The organism is Janthinobacterium sp. AD80, from assembly GCF_002878455.1.
Lineage (GTDB): Bacteria > Pseudomonadota > Gammaproteobacteria > Burkholderiales > Burkholderiaceae_D > Janthinobacterium.
This window is the reverse complement of record NZ_NRDQ01000081.1, coordinates 35,204-56,490: the sequence shown is the minus strand read 5'-3', so window position 1 is coordinate 56,490 and position 21,287 is coordinate 35,204. Positions and strand designations below refer to the sequence as shown.

The 21,287-nt window shown below is 62.7% G+C and carries 18 protein-coding genes and 1 other RNA gene; 18 read left to right on the top strand and 1 reads right to left on the bottom strand.

Annotation, left to right across the window (positions count from 1 at the left end; all coding sequences use genetic code 11):
* The 6 genes from JaAD80_RS16550 to JaAD80_RS16525 all read left to right on the top strand — a co-directional run.
* The coding region (locus JaAD80_RS16550; RefSeq protein ID WP_180979452.1) for an MFS transporter at nt 1–825 on the top strand (825 nt) is incomplete at its 5' end.
* On the top strand, nt 822–1,373 hold the full coding sequence (locus JaAD80_RS16545; RefSeq protein ID WP_374755249.1) for a DUF3833 domain-containing protein: 552 nt from the start codon (nt 822–824) through the stop codon (nt 1,371–1,373). The genes JaAD80_RS16550 and JaAD80_RS16545, both read left to right, overlap by 4 nt.
* Nucleotides 1,370–2,137 carry an SDR family oxidoreductase gene (locus JaAD80_RS16540; protein ID WP_102295567.1) on the top strand — a complete coding sequence of 256 codons (768 nt, stop codon included), beginning with the start codon at nt 1,370–1,372 and terminating at the stop codon, nt 2,135–2,137. Before JaAD80_RS16545 ends, JaAD80_RS16540 begins: the two co-directional genes overlap by 4 nt.
* Nucleotides 2,134–2,598 (top strand): nuclear transport factor 2 family protein, encoded by a 465-nt coding sequence (locus JaAD80_RS16535; protein WP_102295565.1) that lies wholly within the window; start codon nt 2,134–2,136, stop codon nt 2,596–2,598. The genes JaAD80_RS16540 and JaAD80_RS16535 overlap by 4 nt, the downstream gene beginning before the upstream one ends.
* 974 nt (nt 2,599–3,572) lie before the next feature.
* On the top strand, nt 3,573–4,637 hold the full coding sequence (locus JaAD80_RS16530) for a porin (protein ID WP_102295563.1): 1,065 nt from the start codon (nt 3,573–3,575) through the stop codon (nt 4,635–4,637).
* 151 nt (nt 4,638–4,788) lie between these two features.
* A complete protein-coding gene (locus tag JaAD80_RS16525; protein ID WP_102295562.1) occupies nt 4,789–5,358 on the top strand; it encodes a hypothetical protein in 570 nt (189 codons plus the stop codon).
* A 71-nt stretch (nt 5,359–5,429) separates the two neighbouring features.
* On the opposite strand, the gene JaAD80_RS16520 is transcribed toward JaAD80_RS16525, so the two are convergent.
* On the bottom strand, nt 5,430–7,133 hold the full coding sequence (locus JaAD80_RS16520; RefSeq protein ID WP_102295560.1) for a thiamine pyrophosphate-binding protein: 1,704 nt from the start codon (nt 7,131–7,133) through the stop codon (nt 5,430–5,432).
* A gap of 242 nt (nt 7,134–7,375) precedes the next feature.
* On the opposite strand from JaAD80_RS16520, the gene rnpB reads away from it, so the two are divergent.
* The 12 genes from rnpB (at nt 7,376) to murC (ending at nt 21,287) form a co-directional block, all read left to right on the top strand.
* An RNA gene (gene rnpB, locus JaAD80_RS16515) (RNase P RNA component class A) lies at nt 7,376–7,735 on the top strand.
* Nucleotides 7,736–8,397: 662 nt separating this feature from the next.
* On the top strand, nt 8,398–8,826 hold the full coding sequence (gene mraZ, locus JaAD80_RS16510) for a division/cell wall cluster transcriptional repressor MraZ (RefSeq protein WP_086145305.1): 429 nt from the start codon (nt 8,398–8,400) through the stop codon (nt 8,824–8,826).
* A 9-nt stretch (nt 8,827–8,835) separates the two neighbouring features.
* Nucleotides 8,836–9,804, top strand: a complete 969-nt coding sequence (gene rsmH / locus JaAD80_RS16505; RefSeq protein ID WP_102295558.1) for a 16S rRNA (cytosine(1402)-N(4))-methyltransferase RsmH — start codon at nt 8,836–8,838, stop codon at nt 9,802–9,804.
* Nucleotides 9,801–10,070: a cell division protein FtsL gene (gene ftsL, locus JaAD80_RS16500; RefSeq protein ID WP_010394930.1), complete on the top strand. Its 270-nt coding sequence runs from the start codon at nt 9,801–9,803 to the stop codon at nt 10,068–10,070. Before rsmH ends, ftsL begins: the two co-directional genes overlap by 4 nt.
* Complete coding sequence (locus JaAD80_RS16495; protein WP_102295557.1) at nt 10,070–11,848, top strand: penicillin-binding protein 2; 1,779 nt, start codon at nt 10,070–10,072, stop codon at nt 11,846–11,848. Before ftsL ends, JaAD80_RS16495 begins: the two co-directional genes overlap by 1 nt.
* An 8-nt stretch (nt 11,849–11,856) precedes the next feature.
* Nucleotides 11,857–13,371, top strand: a complete 1,515-nt coding sequence (locus JaAD80_RS16490) for a UDP-N-acetylmuramoyl-L-alanyl-D-glutamate--2,6-diaminopimelate ligase (protein WP_102295555.1) — start codon at nt 11,857–11,859, stop codon at nt 13,369–13,371.
* Nucleotides 13,372–13,382: 11 nt separating this feature from the next.
* The gene (murF, locus tag JaAD80_RS16485) at nt 13,383–14,813 is read left to right on the top strand and encodes a UDP-N-acetylmuramoyl-tripeptide--D-alanyl-D-alanine ligase (protein ID WP_102295554.1); all 1,431 of its coding nucleotides are present in this window, start codon (nt 13,383–13,385) and stop codon (nt 14,811–14,813) included.
* Nucleotides 14,814–14,815: 2 nt separating this feature from the next.
* Nucleotides 14,816–15,991 (top strand): phospho-N-acetylmuramoyl-pentapeptide-transferase, encoded by a 1,176-nt coding sequence (gene mraY / locus JaAD80_RS16480; RefSeq protein ID WP_034748886.1) that lies wholly within the window; start codon nt 14,816–14,818, stop codon nt 15,989–15,991.
* Nucleotides 15,991–17,571: a UDP-N-acetylmuramoyl-L-alanine--D-glutamate ligase gene (murD, locus tag JaAD80_RS16475; RefSeq protein WP_102295552.1), complete on the top strand. Its 1,581-nt coding sequence runs from the start codon at nt 15,991–15,993 to the stop codon at nt 17,569–17,571. The genes mraY and murD overlap by 1 nt, the downstream gene beginning before the upstream one ends.
* The gene (ftsW, locus tag JaAD80_RS16470; protein WP_102295550.1) at nt 17,571–18,782 is read left to right on the top strand and encodes a putative lipid II flippase FtsW; all 1,212 of its coding nucleotides are present in this window, start codon (nt 17,571–17,573) and stop codon (nt 18,780–18,782) included. The genes murD and ftsW overlap by 1 nt, the downstream gene beginning before the upstream one ends.
* Nucleotides 18,779–19,873 (top strand): undecaprenyldiphospho-muramoylpentapeptide beta-N-acetylglucosaminyltransferase, encoded by a 1,095-nt coding sequence (gene murG / locus JaAD80_RS16465; RefSeq protein WP_258003031.1) that lies wholly within the window; start codon nt 18,779–18,781, stop codon nt 19,871–19,873. Before ftsW ends, murG begins: the two co-directional genes overlap by 4 nt.
* Before the next feature lie 10 nt (nt 19,874–19,883).
* Entirely contained in the window at nt 19,884–21,287 is a 1,404-nt protein-coding gene (gene murC, locus JaAD80_RS16460; protein WP_102295549.1) for a UDP-N-acetylmuramate--L-alanine ligase, read from the top strand.

Sequence of the window (21,287 nt, the reverse complement as noted above, 5' to 3'; positions counted from 1 at the left end):
TGCGGCCTGCTGGGCGTGATCCTGGCGGCGGGCCTGACCGCCGTTTTCGGCTACGACGGCTTGTCGCTGGCCTTTGCCATCTGCCTGCTGGCGTCGGGTGCGCTGCTGCTGGCGCGCGCCCCCCGTCCCGCCGTGCACGCCAGAGCCCAAGCGCCGTCGCCCGGCGGCTGGAAAGTGCCGTTTCGCCAGCGCGCGTTTCGCTGGCTGTTTGCCGTGCTGCTCGTCAATGGCGTGGCGGCCGCCATTCCCGCCACCCTGTTCCTGTTCTTTGCCAGCGACTATTTGCGCCTTGGCCACTACGCGGGTCCCTTCCTGATCGTGTATTTTTGCGCGGCGGCCGTCTCGATGCCCGTGTGGGTGGCCCTGGCGCGCCGCTTTGGCGAGGCGCGCGCCTGGGGTGGCGCCATGCTGCTGGCCGCCGCCGTGTTTGTCTGGGCCTATGGCCTCGGCGCGGGCGCCGCCTGGGGTTTCGCGGCCATTTGCCTGCTGTCGGGCCTGGCCCTGGGCGCCGACCTGGCCTTGCCGCCGGCCCTGCTGGCGGGACTGATCGGCGCTGCCGGCCATGCCGAACGGCACGAAGCGGCGTATTTCGGCTGGTGGAACTGGGGAGTGCAGATGAGCCTCGCCCTGGCGGCCGGCATCGCCTTGCCCCTGCTGGCCTGGCTCGGCTATGTGCCGGGGCAGGGCGGCGGCTTGCCGGCCCTCTCGGCGGCCTACGCCTTGCTGCCCTGCGTCCTGAAACTGCTGGCGGCGCTGCTGCTGTGGCGCGCGCCCCTGCAGCATATATATACACACACTACGGAGACCCGCATATGCGCCTCATGACTTTTTGCAAACGCGGCATGACAGCGGCGGCCTTGCTGCTGGCGCTGGCCGCCTGCTCCACGCCGCCCACGCCGGCCACCTACGCGCAGGAATTGCCGAAGCTGGACCTGCAGCAATACTTCAATGGCACCCTCGATGCGCACGGCATCTTCCAGGATCGCGGCGGCAAAGTCGTCAAACGCTTCACGGTGGTGATGCGCGCCAGCTGGGTGGGCGAGACGGGGACGCTCGACGAGGATTTCACCTATGCGGATGGCAGCAAGCAGCGGCGCGTGTGGACCTTGCGCAAGACGGCGCCGGGGCGCTTCATCGGCACGGCACCTGACGTGATCGGCGAGGCCGTCGGCGAAGTGGCCGGCAACGCGCTGCGCTGGCAATATGTGCTGGCGCTGCCCGTCGATGGCACGGTGTACCACGTCGACTTCGAGGACTGGATGTTCCTGATGGACGACAAGGTCATGCTCAACCGCGCCGCCATGAGCAAATTCGGCTTCGGCCTGGGCGCCGTGACCCTGTCGTTCAGCAAGCGCCCGCAGGCGGCCCCATGAATCGCAAGATCAGCAGCTGGGCAGGCAAGCACGTGTGGATCATCGGCGCCTCCAGCGGCATCGGCGCGGCCTGCGCCAGCATGCTGCTGGAGCAGGGCGCGTGCGTGGCCCTGTCGGCGCGCCACCGTGCCAGCCTGGAGCAATTGTGCGTAGGACAGCCGCTGGCGCTGGCCTTGCCGCTCGATATCACCGAACCGCTGCAAGTGCGCGCCGTGTGCGATGAGCTGATCCGGCAATGGTCGCATGTCGACCTGATACTCGTGGTCGCCGGCGGCTACCAGGCCATGCGTGCCGACGATTTCGACCTGGAAGCGGCGCAAAGCCTGCTGGCCCTGAACGTGGGCGGCGTCTTCAATTGCCTGGCGCAGGCCTTGCCGTTGCTGCTGCGCCAGGGCGCGGGCGGGATCGGCATCGTCGCCTCGGTGGCAGGCTACGGCGGCTTGCCGAAGGCGCTCGCCTATGGCGCCAGCAAGGCGGCGCTGATCAACCTGACGGAGTCGCTGTATCTGGACTTGCATCCACGCGGGATTGATGTGTATCAAATTAACCCTGGCTTTGTTGCCACCCCCTTGACCGCCGGCAATGATTTCACGATGCCGGCCCTGATCACGGCGCAGCAAGCGGCGGCGGCCATGCTTGATGGCATCGAACGGGGGCGGTTCCACATCCACTTCCCCAAGCGCTTTACCAATAGCATGCGGCTGGCGCGGCTATTGCCGTACCGCGCGTATTTTTGGCTGATTCGCAAGGTAACAGGACTATGACTGAACAAGAGAGCAGTGTCGTGCCCGCTGTTGCCCCCGAAGGCGCGCTCGCGCGCCTGGTGGGCTTCTATGAAAACCTGAGCCTCGAAGGGCTGGCCCAGCTGGGAGCCGTGTATGCGCCCGAGGCCCGCTTCAAGGACCCGTTCAATGAGGTGGCGGGGCATGCCGCGATCCTGGCCATCTTCGAGCACATGTTCGTGCAGGTCGATGCGCCCCGCTTTGTCGTGCTCGACAGTATGGGGCAGGGCGAGCAGGCGTTCCTGACCTGGGAGTTTCGTTTCCGCATGAAACGCTGGGTCGCCGGGGAACAGTGCATCCGCGGCGCCACCCATGTGCGCTTCGATGCGCAGGGGCGGGTCGTGCTGCACCGTGACTATTGGGATGTCGCCGAGGAACTGTACGAAAAATTGCCATTGCTCGGTGGTTTCATGCGCCTGCTGCGGCGCGCAGGGCGGCGTTGATGCCGGCGCGTCGCCATTTCAGGAAAGAAATGGCTGAAGGGCGGCGGCAGGCCGGGAGAAATGTTGCGCAAGAAGCTTGATCTGGGTCAAAGTGTCGTTTTTTTGAAACAAATATATCGAAATATTGAGAAGGCAACATTGTAAGAAATTGTTTCAACTGATGCGCAATTTGCAAGCAATAGTCGTCCGCGACCGGCGTCGGGCACCTCCGCCAAATGGCTGAGGTCGGCATGGAAAATAGTTCTGCCAATGCAATTTAAATTACCGGAAAGTCAGTTATTCCATTGTCAGTCTGACTAGTTTCCTAACGCTTGCGCCGACGTCGAAATTTCTCCCTACGCCCCTGAATCATGCGGCGGCGCACCAAAAAAGTGCGCACTATTTCCCATTTTCGGGCACGCCACAGCAAACATTGGCAATGCGGTGTATGCTTCGTCCCGTTTATCCATTATCACCTTACAAATTGTGCGCTTTGTCGTGTAAATCATGGACGGCGAATGACGGGTAAAGCATGTTGACGTTTTAATCATGCGCCTGATACTGTTGCACTAATACAACGGGTGTCCACAAGGCATGCGCTATGATGGAATGGTCAATCAGGCCAATGCATTGGTTGGCAAGGGGCACTGGCTCTGTCGCGTAGTACGGTTGGCGATGGTCGGGATGCCTGAAAAAGCCCTCGGCCTGGTACCGGAAGTAACATGTTGGAACTTGATGGAATGTGAAACGGTCGTTATAGTGCCGCTTCCGGTGCCCTCTGAGCACCCGAAACGGCGCACGAATGACGGTCGTTATGCAGCCTCAAGCTTATCGGTGCAATAGCGTGCCGATACCGATATGAATGTTCCTCTGACCGGAACAGCAATGTGGCAGGTGGAGACCTTGCCCTCACTCATAAAAAGCGCTCTGTTAGAGCGCAGCTCGAGATGCATAGGCTGTATTACTTTTTGCTTCAAAAATTAAAGGAAATTGCAATGAAAAAAACTCTGATCACCCTGGCAGTCCTGGCAGCAGCCACCGGCGTAGCCCAAGCTCAATCGAGCGTTGTTATCTACGGTACCGTTGACGCTGGTTTCGTCAGCGAGCGCGGCGGTGTTAACGGCAACGTTAACAAGCTGGACAGCGGCGTTGCTTCGGCTTCCCGTATCGGCTTCAAAGGCACCGAAGATCTGGGCAGCGGCCTGTCGGCACTGTTCGTTCTGGAATCGGGTTTCAACGTTGACAGCGGCGCGCAAAATGCAAACGAAGGCCTGTTTGGCCGTCAAGCCTATGTTGGCCTGAGCAGCAAAACGACCGGTACCCTGACCCTGGGTCGTCAATACACCCCTTGGTACAACACCCTGTCGAAAGTTGCTGACCCATTCGCAGTTGGCTACGCTGGTTCCGCTAAGAACTTGTTCCCATCGAACACCCGTACCAGCAACACCGTGCTGTACGCATCGCCAAACTTCAACGGCTTTGACGCTGACGTGGCTTACACCTTCGGCGAACAAGCTGAGTCGAACAAAATCGGCCGCAAAATCGGCGCGTCGGCTGGCTACTCGAACGGTCCTCTGAACGCTCGTATCGCTTACAACAACACCAGCAACGACACCGCGCTGACCGAAGCTGGTAGCGGCCGTAACTGGTTGGCTGCAGCTAACTACGACTTCGCAGTTGTTAAAGCTTACGTCGCATACGGCGTGAACAAAGGCCTGAACAGCGCCATCCGCAACAACGGCAACGTTAACGCGTTTGACTACACTTCGGCTGGCTTCAGCACCGACAGCGCTACCGCCCTGATCGGCGCAACCGTACCAGTTGGCGCCGCTGGCACCGTGATGGCTTCGGTTATCCACGTCAACGACAAAAACGCTGCTAACGCTGATGCTAACCAGTTCGCAGTGGGCTACTCGTACGCTCTGTCGAAGCGCACCAGCACCTACGCTTCGTACGCCAAGATCTCGAACAAAAACAACGCTGGCTACACCGTTGGTAACAACAGCAATGCTGGTACGGGCGACAAAGCCTTCAACGTTGGCGTTCGTCACTCGTTCTAATATTCGCGCAAGCGAAGCTTAGTACCGCTGCAGGCATCCCTTCGGGGATGTCTTCAAGCAAAGAAACGCGTCTCCAGGCTAGTCCTGGCGGCGCGTTTTTGCATTCGCGGCGGCAGTTATAATGTTGCTGTTACTAAAGTATAGGAATGCCATGTATTCAATGAAATCGCCGCGCCTGGCCGCCATGCTGGCCGCGCTGTTGCTGGCAGGCGCCAGCGGCGCCGCTGCCGCCGCCGTCAAGGGCAAGAAGCCAGCCGGACTGGAGCGCTATGGCGTGGCCGTGTATTCCGACCTGTGCCTGCAGAAGGACAGCGGCGAAATTGGTGGCCAGCGCGTTACCCTGCACCGTTTTGCCGAGGCCGATTCCGTCATCTATGAATTCACGGCAGGCGCCCTGAGCTGGCCCATCGTCGCCAGCGACGTCAATCTCGATGCCGCCACGGGCGCGTTCGACTTCACCATTACGGGCGCCGACAGCGAAGAGCGCACCATCGCCGGCAAATTTTCCAGGGATGGCCAGACCCTGACCCTGGAAGGCGATTACTGCGGCGGCAATGTGCGCATGCCCATGAAGCTGAGCCGCGTGCGCGACTTTGGCCGCGCCTTGAAAACGTGCACGCCATGCCCGGTCGTGCCCGAAGCGCCCGCCGAGGCGGAACCAGCCGAGCCGGCACCGGCCGCGCCCCTGCAGGAGAGCGCGCCCGCGCCGTCCGCCGCATAGCTTGTTGTCGTATGAAATGAAAAAGGCCCGGTATCGACCGGGCCTTTGCCATTTTGCAGCCTGCAGCGGGCCTATTTTGCCAATTGCGCCTTTTCCGCCGTGGCGCGGATGGTGGCCAGGGTGGCGTTCGGCGTGATCAGGTTGCCGTCATAGCGCAGCTCGATCAAGGCCGGCAAGCTGTGTGCCTGGGCATGCGCCAGCGCGCGCCGTAGGGCGGGAGCGAACTCTTCCGTTGTATTCACCACTTCGCCGTGCGCGCCATACGCCTGCGCCAGCGCCGCGAAGTCCGGGTTATGCAAGGTCGTGCCCGATACGCGGCCCGGGTAGTCGCGCTCCTGGTGCATGCGGATGGTGCCGAACATCTGGTTATTGAAGACGATGATGACCACGCCTGCCTGATATTGCACGGCGGTGGCCAGTTCCTGGCCATTCATCATGTATTCGCCATCGCCGGCAAAGGTGATCACGGTGCGCTCGGGATGCACGATTTTTGCCGCCACGCCGGACGGCACGCCATAGCCCATGGCGCCGTTGGTCGGCGCCAGCTGCGTGCGCATGCCGCCGTAGCGGTAGAAGCGGTGTGCCCACGAGGCATAGTTGCCGGCGCCATTCGTCAGGATGGTGTCAGCCGGCACTTGCTCCATGATCTCCTGCGTTACCTGCCACAGGTCGAGCGGCGCCTGGCCATCCTGGAAGATGGGCGGCTGCTGCTGGTAGGCGGCCAGCTCGGCCCTGGCTTCGGCCGGAGTCTGCTGCCAGGCGGCTGCGTCGACGGGCGCCATGGCGGCCAGCATCGCGCATATTTGCGGCATGCCGCTGTTGATCATCAGTTCAGCCTGATAGACGCTGCCCAGTTCCTCGGCATCCGTGTGGATGTGCACCAGGCGCTGGCGCGGCACGGGCGAGTCGAACAGGGTATAGCCGCCCGTGGTCATTTCACCGAGGCGCGGGCCGATGGCGATGACCAGGTCGGCTGCCTTGACGCGCGCGGCCAGTTTCGGGTTGATGCCGATGCCGACGTCGCCGATGTAGTTCGGGTGGGCATTGTCGAGCAAGTCCTGGAAACGGAAGGCGCACGCGACGGGCAGATGGTTGCTTTCGGCGAACTGTTGCAGGTCGGCGCAGGCTTGCGGCGTCCAGGTGGTGCCGCCCAGCAGCACCAGCGGACGCTGCGCCCCGGCCAGCATGGCGCGCAGCTGCTGCAGCTGTGCCGTGGAAGGGGCCGCCTGCACGGGCTGGTAGGGGCGCGTATCGGCCACGGCCGCCATGGAAATAAGCATGTCTTCCGGCAAGGCCAGCACGACGGGGCCGGGGCGGCCGCTGGTGGCCACCTGGAAGGCGCGCGCCAGGTATTCGGGGATGCGCTCGGCGCGGTCGATCTGCGCCACCCACTTGGCCATCTGGCCGTACATGCGGCGGTAGTCGATTTCCTGGAACGCTTCGCGGTCGACGAAATCGTTGCCCACCTGGCCAATGAAGAGGATCATCGGGGTCGAATCCTGGTAGGCCGTGTGCACGCCGATCGAGGCATTGGTGGCGCCCGGGCCGCGCGTGACGAAGCAGATGCCGGGCTTGCCCGTCAGCTTGCCGTAGGCTTCTGCCATGAAAGCGGCGCCGCCTTCCTGGCGGTTGATGATGAAGCGGATGCCCGAATCGTGCAGGGCGTCGAGCACGTCGAGGTAGCTTTCGCCAGGCACGCCAAAGGCGGTGTCGACGCCGTGGATCTGCAGGGCATCGACCAGGATCTGGCCACCGGTACGGGATTGTTGCGTCATGTTCGGCTCTTTATGTTCTAGTGGGGTGGCAAAGAAAAATCGGACAAACGGTGCGCATGCGCCGCATCGGCACGCGCGCAGCTTGCGCCATTCTATGTGAGCCGATTTGGCCCGGCTTTTGAAATGGCGACACCGAATTACACAATCCCCCAGGCGGGGGCCGGCAAAGGGCCCGGCCGGCCGTGTCGCACCCGCACAGGCCTTTTTGCAGAAACATGCTGCGGCGCGGTACAATGCCGGGTGAAGCAGGCCAGACAGTCGCTGGCTGGCGCAGCAATGCGCCGGCGGGAGGAAGGTCCGGACTCCATAGAGCGGGGTGACGGTTAACGGCCGTCCGCTGAAAGCCGACCCGGCGTACTTGTATGTTGGGGGAGTATAAGGCGAGGAATAGGGCCACAGAGACGAGCGTATTAAGTTACGGTGAAACGCGGTAACCTCCACCTGGTGCAATTTCAAATAGGCACGCGATGATGCTGCTCGCGGAGCGTGCGGGTAGAAAGCTTGAGCGCCCGAGTAATCTGGCGCCTAGAGGAATGACTGTCATAGCGCCGACCGCAAGGAAGGCGCCGTAACAAAATCCGGCCTACCGGCCTGCTTCACTTGAATTCATGCTTCCTGGCGCGCCAGGCAGCGACATGGCGCGCGGCAGATGGATGCTGCGCGCCACCCAAAAAGCCCCCGCAACGGGGCTTTTTTTGTTTCTAAAAATATAGCGTTTAAGATAAAGTTGTATAGACAACTAAAAATGAACAATTGGTTAAAGTTTCTTGGTTTTAATTAATTGCTGCATTGCAAAATAAGTTTTCGGTGCTGAAGCCAGCCCCGGAAAATGGCGGAAGGGGGTGTCCTGTGCAGTATTTTTTTGCCGAAAACCAAGTCTTTCCTGCGGGTAAATTACCGTTGTGTCCGACTGACGAAAGTATTGTCATGTGTCAACTAACTGTAAAAAATTCAATTTTTCGATTTCGTCTTTTTCGATGTTTACGGTAGGAAAACACATGTGTGCAGATGAGGTACCACATTCACTATCTGTCATAAGTATCTAATTTATCGATATATTTTTATTTGAGACTCCTTCAACGATATGCGCTAAGTCCTTAATTTCATTAATAAAATTCCTGTTTTGCCAATCGGAAACCGCTTGACCACTATCTTTGCTTACTCTAAAGTGGGCAACTGTGTGAAAAAGTGTATTTTTGTGGGAAATTATCCCTGGCAGCGCGGCACCACGATGTCGCAACCCAAGCTAAAAAAAAGGTCTTCCGTGTTTCAAGGCGCGTCCGCAATCAATCTCGATGCCAAAGGCAGGATGTCTATCCCTGCCAAGCACCGTGACGCGCTGGCGATTCAATGCGAAGGCCGCCTGACCCTCACCAAACACCCGGATGGCTGCCTGCTGTTCTTTCCCCGTCCCGTGTGGGAAAGCCACCGCCAGCAAATCGCCACCTGGCCCATGTCGGCGCGCGCCTGGCAGCGCATCTTCCTCGGCAACGCCTGCGACGTCGAGCTGGACTCGGCGGGCCGCGTGCTGATCTCCCCTGAATTGCGCAACGCCGTCGGGCTGTCGCGCGAAGTGATGATGATCGGCATGGGCAGCCACTTTGAAATATGGGATGCCGCCAAACTGGCCGAACAAGAACAGCAGGCGATCGATGCCGGCACCCCCGATGTACTCTCCAATTTTTCTTTCTAAGGCTCCGTAATGACACTACTCACGGTGCCGGAATTTCAGCATCGCACGGTGCTGCTTGATGAAGCGGTCGACGCGCTCGACCTGTCGGGCGAACGCGCGCATGGCATTTATGTCGACGGCACGTTTGGCCGCGGCGGGCATAGCCGATTGATTCTGTCGCGCCTGGCGGACGACGCGCGCCTGATCGGCTTCGACAAGGACTTGCAAGCCATCGCCACGGCCGAACAGATCGCCGACCCCCGCTTCCAGATTGTCCACGACAGCTTTGCCACCATGACGGCCAGCCTGGCCGAACGTGGCGTGCGGCAGGTCGATGGCATCCTGCTCGACCTGGGCATCTCGTCGCCGCAAGTCGACGACGCGGCGCGCGGTTTCAGCTTCCGCAACGACGGACCGCTGGACATGCGCATGGATACCACGCGCGGAATCTCCGCAGCTGAATGGCTGGCGGTGGAAACCGAGCAGAATTTAGAGAAAGTGATACGCGATTATGGGGAAGAACGGTTTGCTTTTCAGATTGCAAAGGCGATTGTTGCTGGCCGGGCAGTCCAGCCAATTTCAAGCACACGACAGCTTGCCAGCATCGTGGCAGGCGCCGTCAAGACCCGCGAGAAGGGTAAGGACCCCGCTACCCGCACCTTTCAGGCCATACGCATTTTCATTAACAAAGAGCTCGAGGATCTCGAGATCGGTTTGAATCAGGCGTATGCCTGCCTGGCGCCCGGCGCGCGCATGGCCGTGATCAGTTTCCATTCGCTGGAAGACCGCATGGTCAAGCGCTTCTTCGCCTCGAAGGCGAACGTCGAGCAGCCTGACCGCCGCCTCCCGATCCGCGCGGTCGACTTGCCGCAGCCGGAAATGAAGCTGATCTCGAAAATGAAGCCGTCCGACGCCGAGATCGAGGCGAATCCGCGTTCGCGTTCGGCCGTGATGCGCGTGGCGCAGCGTTTGCCCATTCCAGCTGGCGGCCCCCGATGACTGGCAAGCTGTGTGTCGTGCTGTCGGCCCTGCTGGTGTGCTGCGGCCTGTCGCTGGTGAATGCGCAATATCAGTCGCGCCACCTGCTGATCGACCTGGAGCGCGCGCAAGCGCTGTCGCGCCAGCTCGACATCGACTGGGCGCAGCTGCAGCTGGACCAGTCCACCCTGGGCAAGCACGAACGCATCGAAGCCATTGCGCGGCGCGACCTGAGCATGACGCCGCTGACGGCGGCACGCACGCAGTACCTGACGGAGGGTGAATAATGAAGTTGGGCGGTAACAGCAACGGCCGGGTGGCGGCATCGACAGGCGTGCCATTCTCGAAGAACCCCGTACTGGCAGTGCGTCTGCCCGTCTGGCGTTCGCGCGTCGTGCTGTTCCTGCTGTTCTTCGCTTTCGCCGGCCTGGGCGCGCGCGCCCTGTGGCTGCAAGGCGTGTCGACGCAGTTCCTGCAAAAGCAGGGCAAGGCGCGCTACGAGCGCACCCTGGAATTGCCGGCCACGCGCGGCAAGATCACCGACCGCAACGGCCAGGTGCTGGCTTCGTCCGTTCCCGTGAAAGCCATCTGGGCGATTCCCGACGACGTGCTGCAGGCGTCGCCCGAAAAAATCAATGCGCTGGCCGGCCTGCTGGAAATGAACGTCAACGAATTGCGCAAGAAGCTCGATTCGGACCGCAGCTTCGTCTACCTGAAACGCCAGGTCGAGATGGACGTGGCCGACAAGATTTCCAAGCTGGGCATCGACGGCATCGACGAGCGCAAGGAGTACAAGCGCTTTTATCCGCAGGGTGAAGTGATGACCCACGTGGTGGGCTTTACCAATGTGGAAGACGTGGGCCAGGAAAGCATGGAACTGGCGCAGCAGAAAACCCTCGTCGGCACCACCGGCAGCCGCCGCGTGATCAAGGACCGTCTGGGCCACATCGTCGAAGACATCGGTTTCATCCACGAACCGCACGACGGCAAGGACCTGACCCTGTCCGTCGACAGCAAGATCCAGTACATCGCCTTCACCCAGTTGAAGGAAGCGGTGGAGAAATTCAATGCCAAGGCCGGCGGCGCCGTGGTGCTTGACGTGCACACGGGCGAAGTGCTGGCCCTGGCCAACTACCCGAGCTACGACCCGAACGACCGCCGCAAGCTCACCGGCCAGCAGTTGCGCAACCGCGTCATGACCGATACCTTTGAGCCCGGTTCGACACTGAAGCCGATCACTGTCTCGCTGGCGCTCGACACGGGCAGGGTCAAGCCGGGCACCCTGATCGACACGGGACCTGGCCGCTACACCATCGCCGACCGCACGATCACCGACACCAAGCCGCACGGCGTGATCAATGTCTCCGAAATCATCGAAATGTCGTCGAACATCGGCACCTCGAAAATCGCGCTGGGCATGCCATCGCAGGAAATGTGGGAGATGTTTACCAAGGTGGGCTTCGGCCAGCAGCCGAAATGGGGTTTCCCCGGCGCCGTGGCCGGCCGTGTGCGCCCGTATAAATCGTGGCGCCCGGTGGAACAGGCGACCATGAGCTACGGTAACGGCATTTCCGTCTCGCTGATCCAGTTAGCGCGCTCCTACATGATGTTCGCGCGCGACGGCGACACGATTCCCCTGTCGTTCCAGAAGGTCAATGAACTGCCCGTGGGCCAGCAAGTGATCAAGCCGAAGACGGCCGCCGAAATGCGCGCCATGCTGGAACTGGTGGTCTCCGGCGCGCACGGCTCGGCCAAGCGCGCCCAGGTCGCCGGCTACAGGGTCGGCGGCAAGACCGGTACCGCCTATAAAGTGGAAAACGGCCGCTATGCGATGCCGCGCAAATATATCGGCTCTTTCGTGGGCATGGTGCCGATGTCGGCGCCGCGCTTCATCATTGCCGTGATGATCGATGAACCGACCGGCCCGGCCCACTATGGCGGCCAGGTTGCCGCTCCCGCTTTCGCGGCGATTGCGACCAACGCGCTGCGCGCGATGAACGTACCGCCCGATTCCTCCGTTACCGAAATCGTGGTCCCGGCCAATGCCGGCCCGGAGGCCATGTGAAGTCACTCATGACCATACAAGACATCAGTTTGTGGATCAAAGCGGCTGCCCCGAACGGGCAGCTGACGTCCGACTCGCGCCGCGTGCAGCGCGGCGACGTGTTTTTCGCCTATGCCGGCGCCACGCATTTCATCGCCGCCGCCATCGAGCAGGGCGCCGCCGCCATCGTGTTTGACGATACAGGTTTCTCCTGGGATGCAGCCTGGAATGTGCCGCAGCTGGCCGTGGCCGACCTGAAACGCCTGGCCGGTCCCATCGCCCACGCGTTCTACGGCATGCCTGACAGCGCCATGTTCAGCGCCGGCGTGACGGGCACGAATGGCAAGACCTCGTGCGCGCTGTGGCTGGCGCAAGCGCTGGCGCGCCTCGGCGAAACTGCGTCCGTCATCGGTACTTTGGGCGTTGGCCTGTGCAAGCCGCGTGGCGCCATCGAATTCGACGTCACAGGCTACACCACGCCGGACGCCGTGCTGCTGGCGCGCAAACTGGCCGCCATGCGCGACGCCGGCGCGCAAGCCGTCGCCATCGAGGTGTCGTCCATCGGACTGGACCAGGAACGCGCGGCCGGCATGCATTTCGATGTCGCCATGTTTACCAACCTGACGCGCGACCATCTCGACTATCACGGCGACATGGCCGCCTACGAGGCGGCCAAAGTAAAACTGTTCGACTGGCCGGGCCTGAAAACGGCCGTCATCAACCTCGATGACGCCATGGGCCTGCGCCTGGCGCGCCACGTGGACGGCAAGCTGGCCGGTGAATATCCCGTCATCGGCTATACCTTGCAGGACGCGGCCAGCTTGCCCGACCTGCCCGGTGTGCTGATGCTGCGCGCCAGCCAGTTCCGCAGCCGCAATGCGGGCACGGACTTCCACCTGGAATGCCCGCTGGGCGTGGCGCTGGTCAAGACGCAGCTGGTGGGCCACTTCAATATCAGCAACGCGCTGGCCGTGCTGGGTGCCTTGCTTGCGCACGGCAGCGGCTTGCGCGCCGCCGTCGACGGCATCGAATCGCTGCAGCCGGCCCCGGGCCGCATGCAGCAGGTGGGCGGCCAGGAAGCGCCGATGGTCGTCATCGACTACGCGCACACGCCGGACGCGCTGGAAAAAACCCTGGCTGCCTTGCGCCAGGTGGCGCAGGAGCGGGGCGGCGAACTGTGGTGTGTATTCGGCTGCGGCGGCGACCGCGATCCGGGCAAGCGTCCGCAGATGGGCGCCATCGCGCAGCTGGCCGACCACGTGCTGGTTACCAGCGACAATCCGCGCAGCGAAGATCCGCACGCCATCATCGCGCAGATCGTCGCCGGCATGCGTGCCGATGGCGCGCAGCCGCAAGCGATCGAAGACCGCGCCGCGGCGATCCTCTCGGCCATCAAGCATGCGGCCAAGCCGGACGTGATCCTGTTGGCGGGCAAGGGCCATGAGCCATACCAGGAAATCAAGGGCAAGAAACTGCCGTTCTCCGATGCCGACCATGCGCAGCTGGCCTTGTCCGCGCGCCTGACGATGATGAGGACGAACTGATGGATAGCTTGATGCGCGCAACCCTGGCAGAACTGATGCCGTCGCTGGACGGCGCGCAGCTGACGGGCGACGCCGTTTTTGACGGCGTGTCCACCGACAGCCGCAGCGCCCCGGCAGGTTCCTTGTTCGTCGCCCTGCGCGGCGAGAGTTTCGATGCCCATGACTTCCTGGAACAGGTGGCCGCCAGCGGCGTGGCCGCCGTGGTGGTCGAGCGCCTGCCCGCAAGCTGGGACAGCGCCAGGGTGCCGGCCATCGTGGTGCCCGATACCCTGGTGGCGCTGGGACGCATCGCCAATCACTGGCGCGCGCGTTTCAATTTACCCGTCATCGGCGTCACCGGCAGCAATGGCAAGACCACCGTCAAGGAGATGATTGCATCGATCCTGGCGGCGGCCTTTGGCGAAGAAGGCCGCCTGGCCACGCGCGGCAACCTGAATAATGAAATCGGCGTGCCCCTGACCCTGTTCCGCCTGAGCGGGCAGCACAAGGCGGCCGTCATCGAGATGGGCATGAATCATCCGGGTGAAATCGCACGCCTGGCGGCGATTGCCGCGCCAACCCTGGCGATGGTCAACAACGCACAGCGCGAACACCAGGAATTCATGCATACGGTGGAAGCGGTGGCGCGCGAGAACGGCGCCGCGCTGGCGGCCCTGGGCGCTGACGGCGTGGCCGTCTTCCCGCATGGCGATGAATTTACGCCCGTGTGGCGTGAGCTGGCCGGTGCGCGCGCCGTCATCACCTTCGGCCTGTCGAAAGAGGCGGACGTGAGCTGCACACACCGCGCGGCCGAGGATTTTGGCAGCGACATGTTCGTCAGCGTGCGCGCACAAGACGGCAGCCTGCGCCAGTTCTTCATCGGCTTGCAGGCGGCGGGCGAGCACAATGTGCGCAATGCGCTGGCGGCGGTGGCCTGCGCCATTGGCGCCGGTATCGCCATCGACCATATCAAGCAGGGCCTGGAGGCGTTTTCTCCCGTGAATGGCCGCCTGCAGAAAAAACGCGCGGCCAACGGCGCCACCATCATCGACGACACGTACAACGCCAATCCGGATTCGGCGCGTGCGGCCATCGACGTGCTGGCGCAAGCGGCCGCGCCGCGCATCCTGGTGCTGGGCGAGATGGGCGAAGTCGGCACGCAGGGGCAGCAGTTCCACGAAGAGATCGGCGCCTACGCCGCCGCCAAAGGCATCGAACACGTGCTGGCGACGGGCGGCCTGGCGCGCCATCTGGTCAATCCGGCACAGGCTGCCGCAAGCCAGGAATCAGGCACGGTCGTGGAGTTTTTCGAACAGTTCGACGGTTTGCTGGCGGCGCTTGATGCGCATTTGTCCGGCCGTTCGGATGCAACAGTATTAATCAAGGGCTCCCGCTTCATGAAAATGGAACGGGCCGTGCAGCATTTGATTGGTTCAAACAACAAAAACAAGGAAGCTCACTAATCATGCTGCTCTGGCTCGCTCATTATTTCCAGGACGACATTGGCCCACTGCGGGTCTTTAACTTCATCACGTTCCGCGCCGTCTTCGCCACCCTGACGGCGATCCTGATCGGCCTGTGCGCCGGTCCCGCCGTGATCCGCATGCTCACGCGCATGAAAGTTGGCCAGGCCGTGCGTACGGATGGTCCGCAAACGCATTTGAAAAAACACGGCACCCCGACCATGGGCGGTGTGCTGATCCTCATCGCCATCGGCATTTCCACCCTGCTGTGGGCCGACCTGTCGAACCGCTTCATCTGGCCTGTGCTGATCGTCACCCTGGGCTTTGGTGCCGTCGGCTGGGCCGATGACTACCGCAAGGTGGTGCACCAGGATCCGGAAGGCATGCGCTCGCGCGAAAAATACTTCTGGCAGTCGCTGATCGGCATCGTCGCCGCCTTCTACCTGGCCTTCTCCGTCTCCGTCTCGGAACCGGATGCGGGCCACGTATGGAATCTGATCTACGCCTGGGTGCAGTCCGGCTTCGCCATGGACCTGCCGCCAAAAGCCGACTTGATCGTGCCATTCTTCAAGACCATCAGCTATCCGCTGGGCGTGTGGGGCTTCATCGCACTGACCTACTGCGTCATCGTCGGCACCAGCAACGCCGTCAACTTTACCGATGGCCTCGACGGCCTGGCCATCATGCCAACCGTGATGGTGGGCACGGCCCTGGGCCTGTTCGCCTACCTGACCGGCAACGCCACCTATGCGCGCTACCTGTTCATCCCGCACATCCCGGGCGCCGGCGAACTGGTGATCTTCTGCGGCGCGCTGGCCGGTTCGGGCCTGGCCTTCCTCTGGTATAACACGCACCCGGCCAAGGTCTTCATGGGCGACGTCGGCGCGCTGGCACTGGGCGGCGCACTGGGCACCATCGCCGTCATCGTGCGCCAGGAAATCGTCCTGTTCATCATGGGCGGCATCTTCGTCGTCGAAACGCTGTCCGTGATCATCCAGGTCGTCTGGTTCAAGTACACCAAGAAACGCTATGGCGCTGGCCGCCGCGTCTTCCTGATGGCGCCCTTGCATCACCATTTTGAACAAAAAGGCTGGAAAGAGACGCAAGTCGTCGTGCGTTTCTGGATCATCACCATGATGCTGGTGCTGCTCGGCCTGACCACCTTGAAGCTGCGCTGATGATGTACCTCGATAAAACCGCACTGGTACTGGGCCTCGGCGAATCGGGGCTGGCCATGGCCCTGTGGCTGGCGCGCAGCGGAGCTTGCGTGCGCGTGGCCGACACGCGTGAAGCGCCGGAGCGCCTGGCCGCCCTGCAGGCCGCCGTGCCGCAGGCGCGGTTCATCGCCGGCGCCTTCACGGCGGAACTGCTCGATGGCGTCGATTTCGTCGCCGTCAGCCCCGGTCTGGCGCCGCAGCGTGAACTGGCGCACATCGCGCCGGCCGCCGCCGAAAAAAATATCCCCGTGTGGGGCGAGATCGAACTGTTCGCGCAGGCGCTGGCCGCCCTGAAGGCCGAACGCGGCTATGCGCCGAAAGTCGTCGCCATCACGGGCACGAATGGCAAGACGACGGTGACCAGCCTGGTCGGGCTGTTGTGCGAACGCGCTGGCCTGGCCACGCGCGTGGCCGGCAATATCAGCCCGGCGGCGCTCGACGTGCTGCGCGAGGTGCTCGATGCCGAGCCGGCGCCTGTTACCGCCGCTGTCGAAGCAGAGGGCGAGGCAGCTGAAGCCATTGAAGTGGCCGAACCTGTCGCCAGCACCTTGCCGCAAGCGTGGATCCTGGAGTTGTCCAGCTTCCAGCTGCACACGACCTTCAGCCTGCAGGCCGATGCGGCCACGGTATTGAATCTGTCGCAGGACCACCTGGACTGGCATGGCGACATGGCCTCCTATGCTGCCGACAAGGCGCGCATCTTTGGCGATGAAACCGTGCGCATCCTGAACCGCGACGACGCGCTGGTCATGCACATGGCCAATCCGCTGGCCGACACCATCACTTTTGGCACGGGCGAACCGGCGGACGTCGACAGCTTTGGCCTGGTCAACGAACGCGGCATCTTCTGGCTGGCGCAAGCCGTGCCTAGCGAAGAAGTGATCGAGAAGAAGCGCAAGAAGAATGATCCGGCGCCGGAACCGGTGCCGACGATGGCGAAAAAACTGATGCCGGCCGACGCCTTGAAAATCCGCGGCCAGCACAATGCGGCCAACGCGCTGGCGGCGCTGGCCCTGTGCCGCGCCATCGGCCTGCCATTCGCGCCGCTGCTGCATGGCTTGCGCGAATACCAGGGCGAACCGCACCGGGTGGAACTGGTCACGGCTGTCAATGAGGTCGAATACTACGACGACAGCAAGGGTACGAACGTGGGCGCGACGGTGGCGGCCCTGTTCGGCCTGGGCAAGGCGTTTGGCGGCGCGGAGCAGCGCCTGGTGCTGATCGCCGGCGGCGATGGCAAGGGGCAGGATTTCTCGCCGCTGGCAGAACCGGTGTCGCGCTATGTGCGCGCCGTGTTGCTGATCGGCCGCGATGCACCCGCCTTGCGCGCGGCGCTCGAGCCGGCCGGCGTGGACATCGTCGATTGCGCCACCTTGCCGGAAGCCGTCAAGCTCGCCAGCAGCCTGGCGCTGGCGGGTGACGCGGTGCTGCTGTCGCCTGCGTGCGCCAGCATGGACATGTTCAGGAACTATGCGCATCGCGCACAGGTGTTTGTCGACGCCGTGCGCGACATCGCCCTGGAAAACGGACAGGATATCTGATGGCCTTCCAACTGCCATTCCGCTTCGGTTCCGGCTCGGCTGCCAAGCCGCTGGATGGCCGCGCGCGGCAGTCGAAGATGATGGAGTACGACCAGCCGCTGGTCTGGGTGGTCTTGCTGCTCATGTTGCTGGGCATGGTGATGGTGTATTCGGCGTCGATCTCGCTATCGGATGCGCGCAAATTCGCCGCCTACACGAACAATTATTTTGTCGTGCGCCAGGCGCTGTTCATCGGCGTGTCGATCATCGTCGGCGCGATGGTGTTCCGCATCCGCATCGCCACCTGGCAAAAGATGGCGCCGTGGCTGTTCATCGGCACCCTGGTGCTGCTGGTGATGGTATTGATACCGGGCCTGGGCGTCTCGGTCAACGGCGGGCGCCGCTGGCTGAATCTGCCGGGCCTGCGGCCGCAGCCGTCCGAGCTGATGAAGGTGGTAATGGTGCTGTACGCGGCCGACTACACGGTGCGCAAGCAGGAATACATGCACAAGCTGACCAAGGGCTTCATGCCGATGGCGCTGGCCGTCAGTTTCGTCGGCCTGCTGCTGCTGATGGAACCCGACCTGGGCGCCTTTGGCGTGATCGTCTGCATCGCCATGGGCATTCTGTTTTTGGGCGGTGTCAACGCCATCTGGTTCGGTAGCATCGGTGCCATGCTGACGGCGATTTTCGTCACCATCATCGCCTTGTCGAAATTCCGCCGCGAGCGGTTTTTTGCGTATCTCGATCCATGGCAGGAAGACAATGCGTTGAACAAGGCTTACCAGCTGACGCACTCGCTGATCGCCTTCGGACGCGGCGAACTGTTTGGCGTGGGCCTGGGCGGCAGCGTGGAAAAACTGCATTACCTGCCCGAAGCGCATACAGACTTTTTGCTGGCCGTGATCGGCGAGGAACTGGGCCTGGTGGGCGTGCTGATCGTGATCGGCATGTTTTACTGGATCATCAAGCGCGCCTTCGACATCGGCCGCCAGGCGATCGCCATCGACCAGACCTTCGCGGGACTCACGGCGAAGGGCATCGCTATCTGGATCGGCGTGCAGACCTTCATCAACATGGGCGTGAACCTGGGCCTGCTGCCGACCAAGGGGCTGACCTTGCCCCTGATGAGTTATGGCGGCACGGGCGTACTGATTAACTGTATCGGCCTGGCGATTTTGCTGCGCATCGATTACGAAAACCGGATCCTCATGCGCGGGGGCCGGCTATGAACAACGTGACGAATTTGAAACCGACGAAAAGACTGATGATCATGGCGGCCGGTACCGGCGGCCATATTTTCCCTGGCCTGGCGATTGCGCAGACCATGCGCGCGCGCGGCTGGGAAGTGAGCTGGCTGGGCACGACCCACGGCATGGAGCAGGAACTGGTGCCGAAAAGCGGCATTCCCATGGACGCCATCGCGTTCTCCGGCATGCGCGGCAAGGGTCTGGCACACACCATCCAGGGTGGCTTCAGGATGCTGGCCAGCTTCTTTGCGATCCGCCGCTTCATCGCCCGCCGCAAGCCGGACGTGGTGATGGGCATGGGTGGCTACGTCACCGTGCCGGGCGGCCTGATGGCGCGCCTGAAGGGTGTGCCGCTGGTGCTGGTCAATGCCGACGCGGCGCTGCTGCTGTCGAACAAGACCCTGGTGCCGCTGGCGCAGCAGGTGTGCTTTGGCTTCCCTGCCGATTTCGGCAGCGCGGCCGGCAAGGCCGTCGTCACGGGCAATCCCGTGCGCGCGGAAATCCTCGCCATGGCGGCGCCGGCCGCGCGTTTCGCTGGCCGCAGCGGACCGCTGCGCATCCTGGTGGTGGGCGGCAGCCTGGGCGCGAAAGCGCTGAACGACAATCTTCCAGCCGCGCTGGCCTTGATGCCGGCAGGCGAACGTCCGCTGGTGACGCACCAGTCGGGCAAGAAGAATATCGACGCCCTGCATGCCGCGTATGCGCAGGCGGGCGTGCAAGCCAATGTGGTCGACTTCATCGACGACATGGCCAAGGCGTATACGGAAGCGGACCTGGTGATTTGCCGCGCAGGCGCCATCACCCTGTCGGAACTGACGGCGGCCGGCGTGGCCAGCGTGCTGGTGCCACTGGTGGCATCGACCACCAGCCACCAGCGCGACAACGCGCAATGGATGGCAAAACAAGGTGCGGCGATTCATCTGCCGCAGACGGAAATGAGTGCGGCGTCGCTGAGCGCACTGCTGGCATCGCTGACGCGTGATGCCTGCCAGCAGATGGCGCAGGCGGCACTGGCAGCAGGCAAGCGCGACGCCAATGAGGCGATCGCACACGTATTGGAAAAACTGGCATGAGGTTAGCGCTGTGAAGCATAAAGTAAACAATATCCACTTTGTCGGCATTGGCGGCAGCGGCATGAGCGGCATCGCCGAAGTGCTGGTCAACCTGGGCTACAAGGTGTCGGGCTCCGACCTGGGCAGCAATGCGGCAACGCAGCGCCTGGCGAGCCTGGGCGCGACCGTCATGCTCGGTCACGCGGCGGAAAATATCGGCGACGCCGATGCGGTGGTGACCTCGGGCGCCGTGCCGCAGGACAATCCGGAAGTGGCGGCCGCGCGTGCGCGCAAGATCCCGCTGGTGCCGCGCGCCGTGATGCTCGGTGAATTGATGCGCCTGAAACGCGGCATCGCCATCGCCGGCACGCACGGCAAGACGACGACGACCAGCCTGGTCGCGTCCGTGCTGGCGCAGGGTGGTCTCGACCCGACTTTCGTCATCGGTGGCCGTCTGACCAGCGCCGGCGCGAACGCCAAGCTGGGTTCGGGCGACTACCTGGTGGCCGAAGCCGACGAATCGGACGCCTCGTTCCTGAACCTGACGCCGATGATCGAAGTCATCACGAATATCGACGCCGATCACATGGACACGTATGAGCACGATTTTGAAAAGCTCAAGCAGGCTTTCGTGCAGTTCACGCACCGTCTGCCGTTCTATGGCCGCGCCATGCTGTGCATCGACGATCCGCACGTGCGCGCCATCATCCCGTCCGTCACCAAGCCGGTTACGACCTACGGTTTCGCGGAAGACGCGCAAGTGCGCGCCGTCAACGCGCGCGCCGTGGGACTGGAAATGCACTTCACCGTGCTGCAGGAAGGCTATCCGGATCTGGACGTGGTGCTGAACCAGCCCGGCATGCACAATGTGCAGAATGCCTGCTCGGCGATTGCCATCGCGCGCGAAATCGGCATCGCCGACAGCGCCACCCAGCAGGGCCTGGCGGAGTTTTCCGGCGTCGGCCGCCGCTTCACGCGCTATGGCGACGTGGCGCTGCCGAACGGCGGCAGCTTCGCCCTGGTCGACGATTTCGGCCATCACCCTGTGGAAACGGAAGTGACACTGGCCGCCGCGCGCGCCGCCTATCCTGGCCGCCGTCTGGTGCTGGCGTTCCAGCCGCACCGCTACAGCCGCACGCGCGACCTGTTCGAGGATTTCGTGAAAGTGCTGGGCGCCCCGGACGTGCTGCTCTTGTCCGAAGTGTATGCTGCGGGCGAAGCGCCTATCGTCGCCGCCGACGGCCGCGCACTGGCGCATGCGCTGCGCGCGCGCGGCAAGATCGAACCGATTTTCGTCGAGTCCATGACCGACATGGCCGACACCATCATGAGCGTGGCGCGCGACGGCGACGTCGTGCTGACCATGGGAGCGGGCTCCATCAGCGGCATCCCGCAACAACTGACGACGTATCAATCCAACACTGTAAAGGCCTGA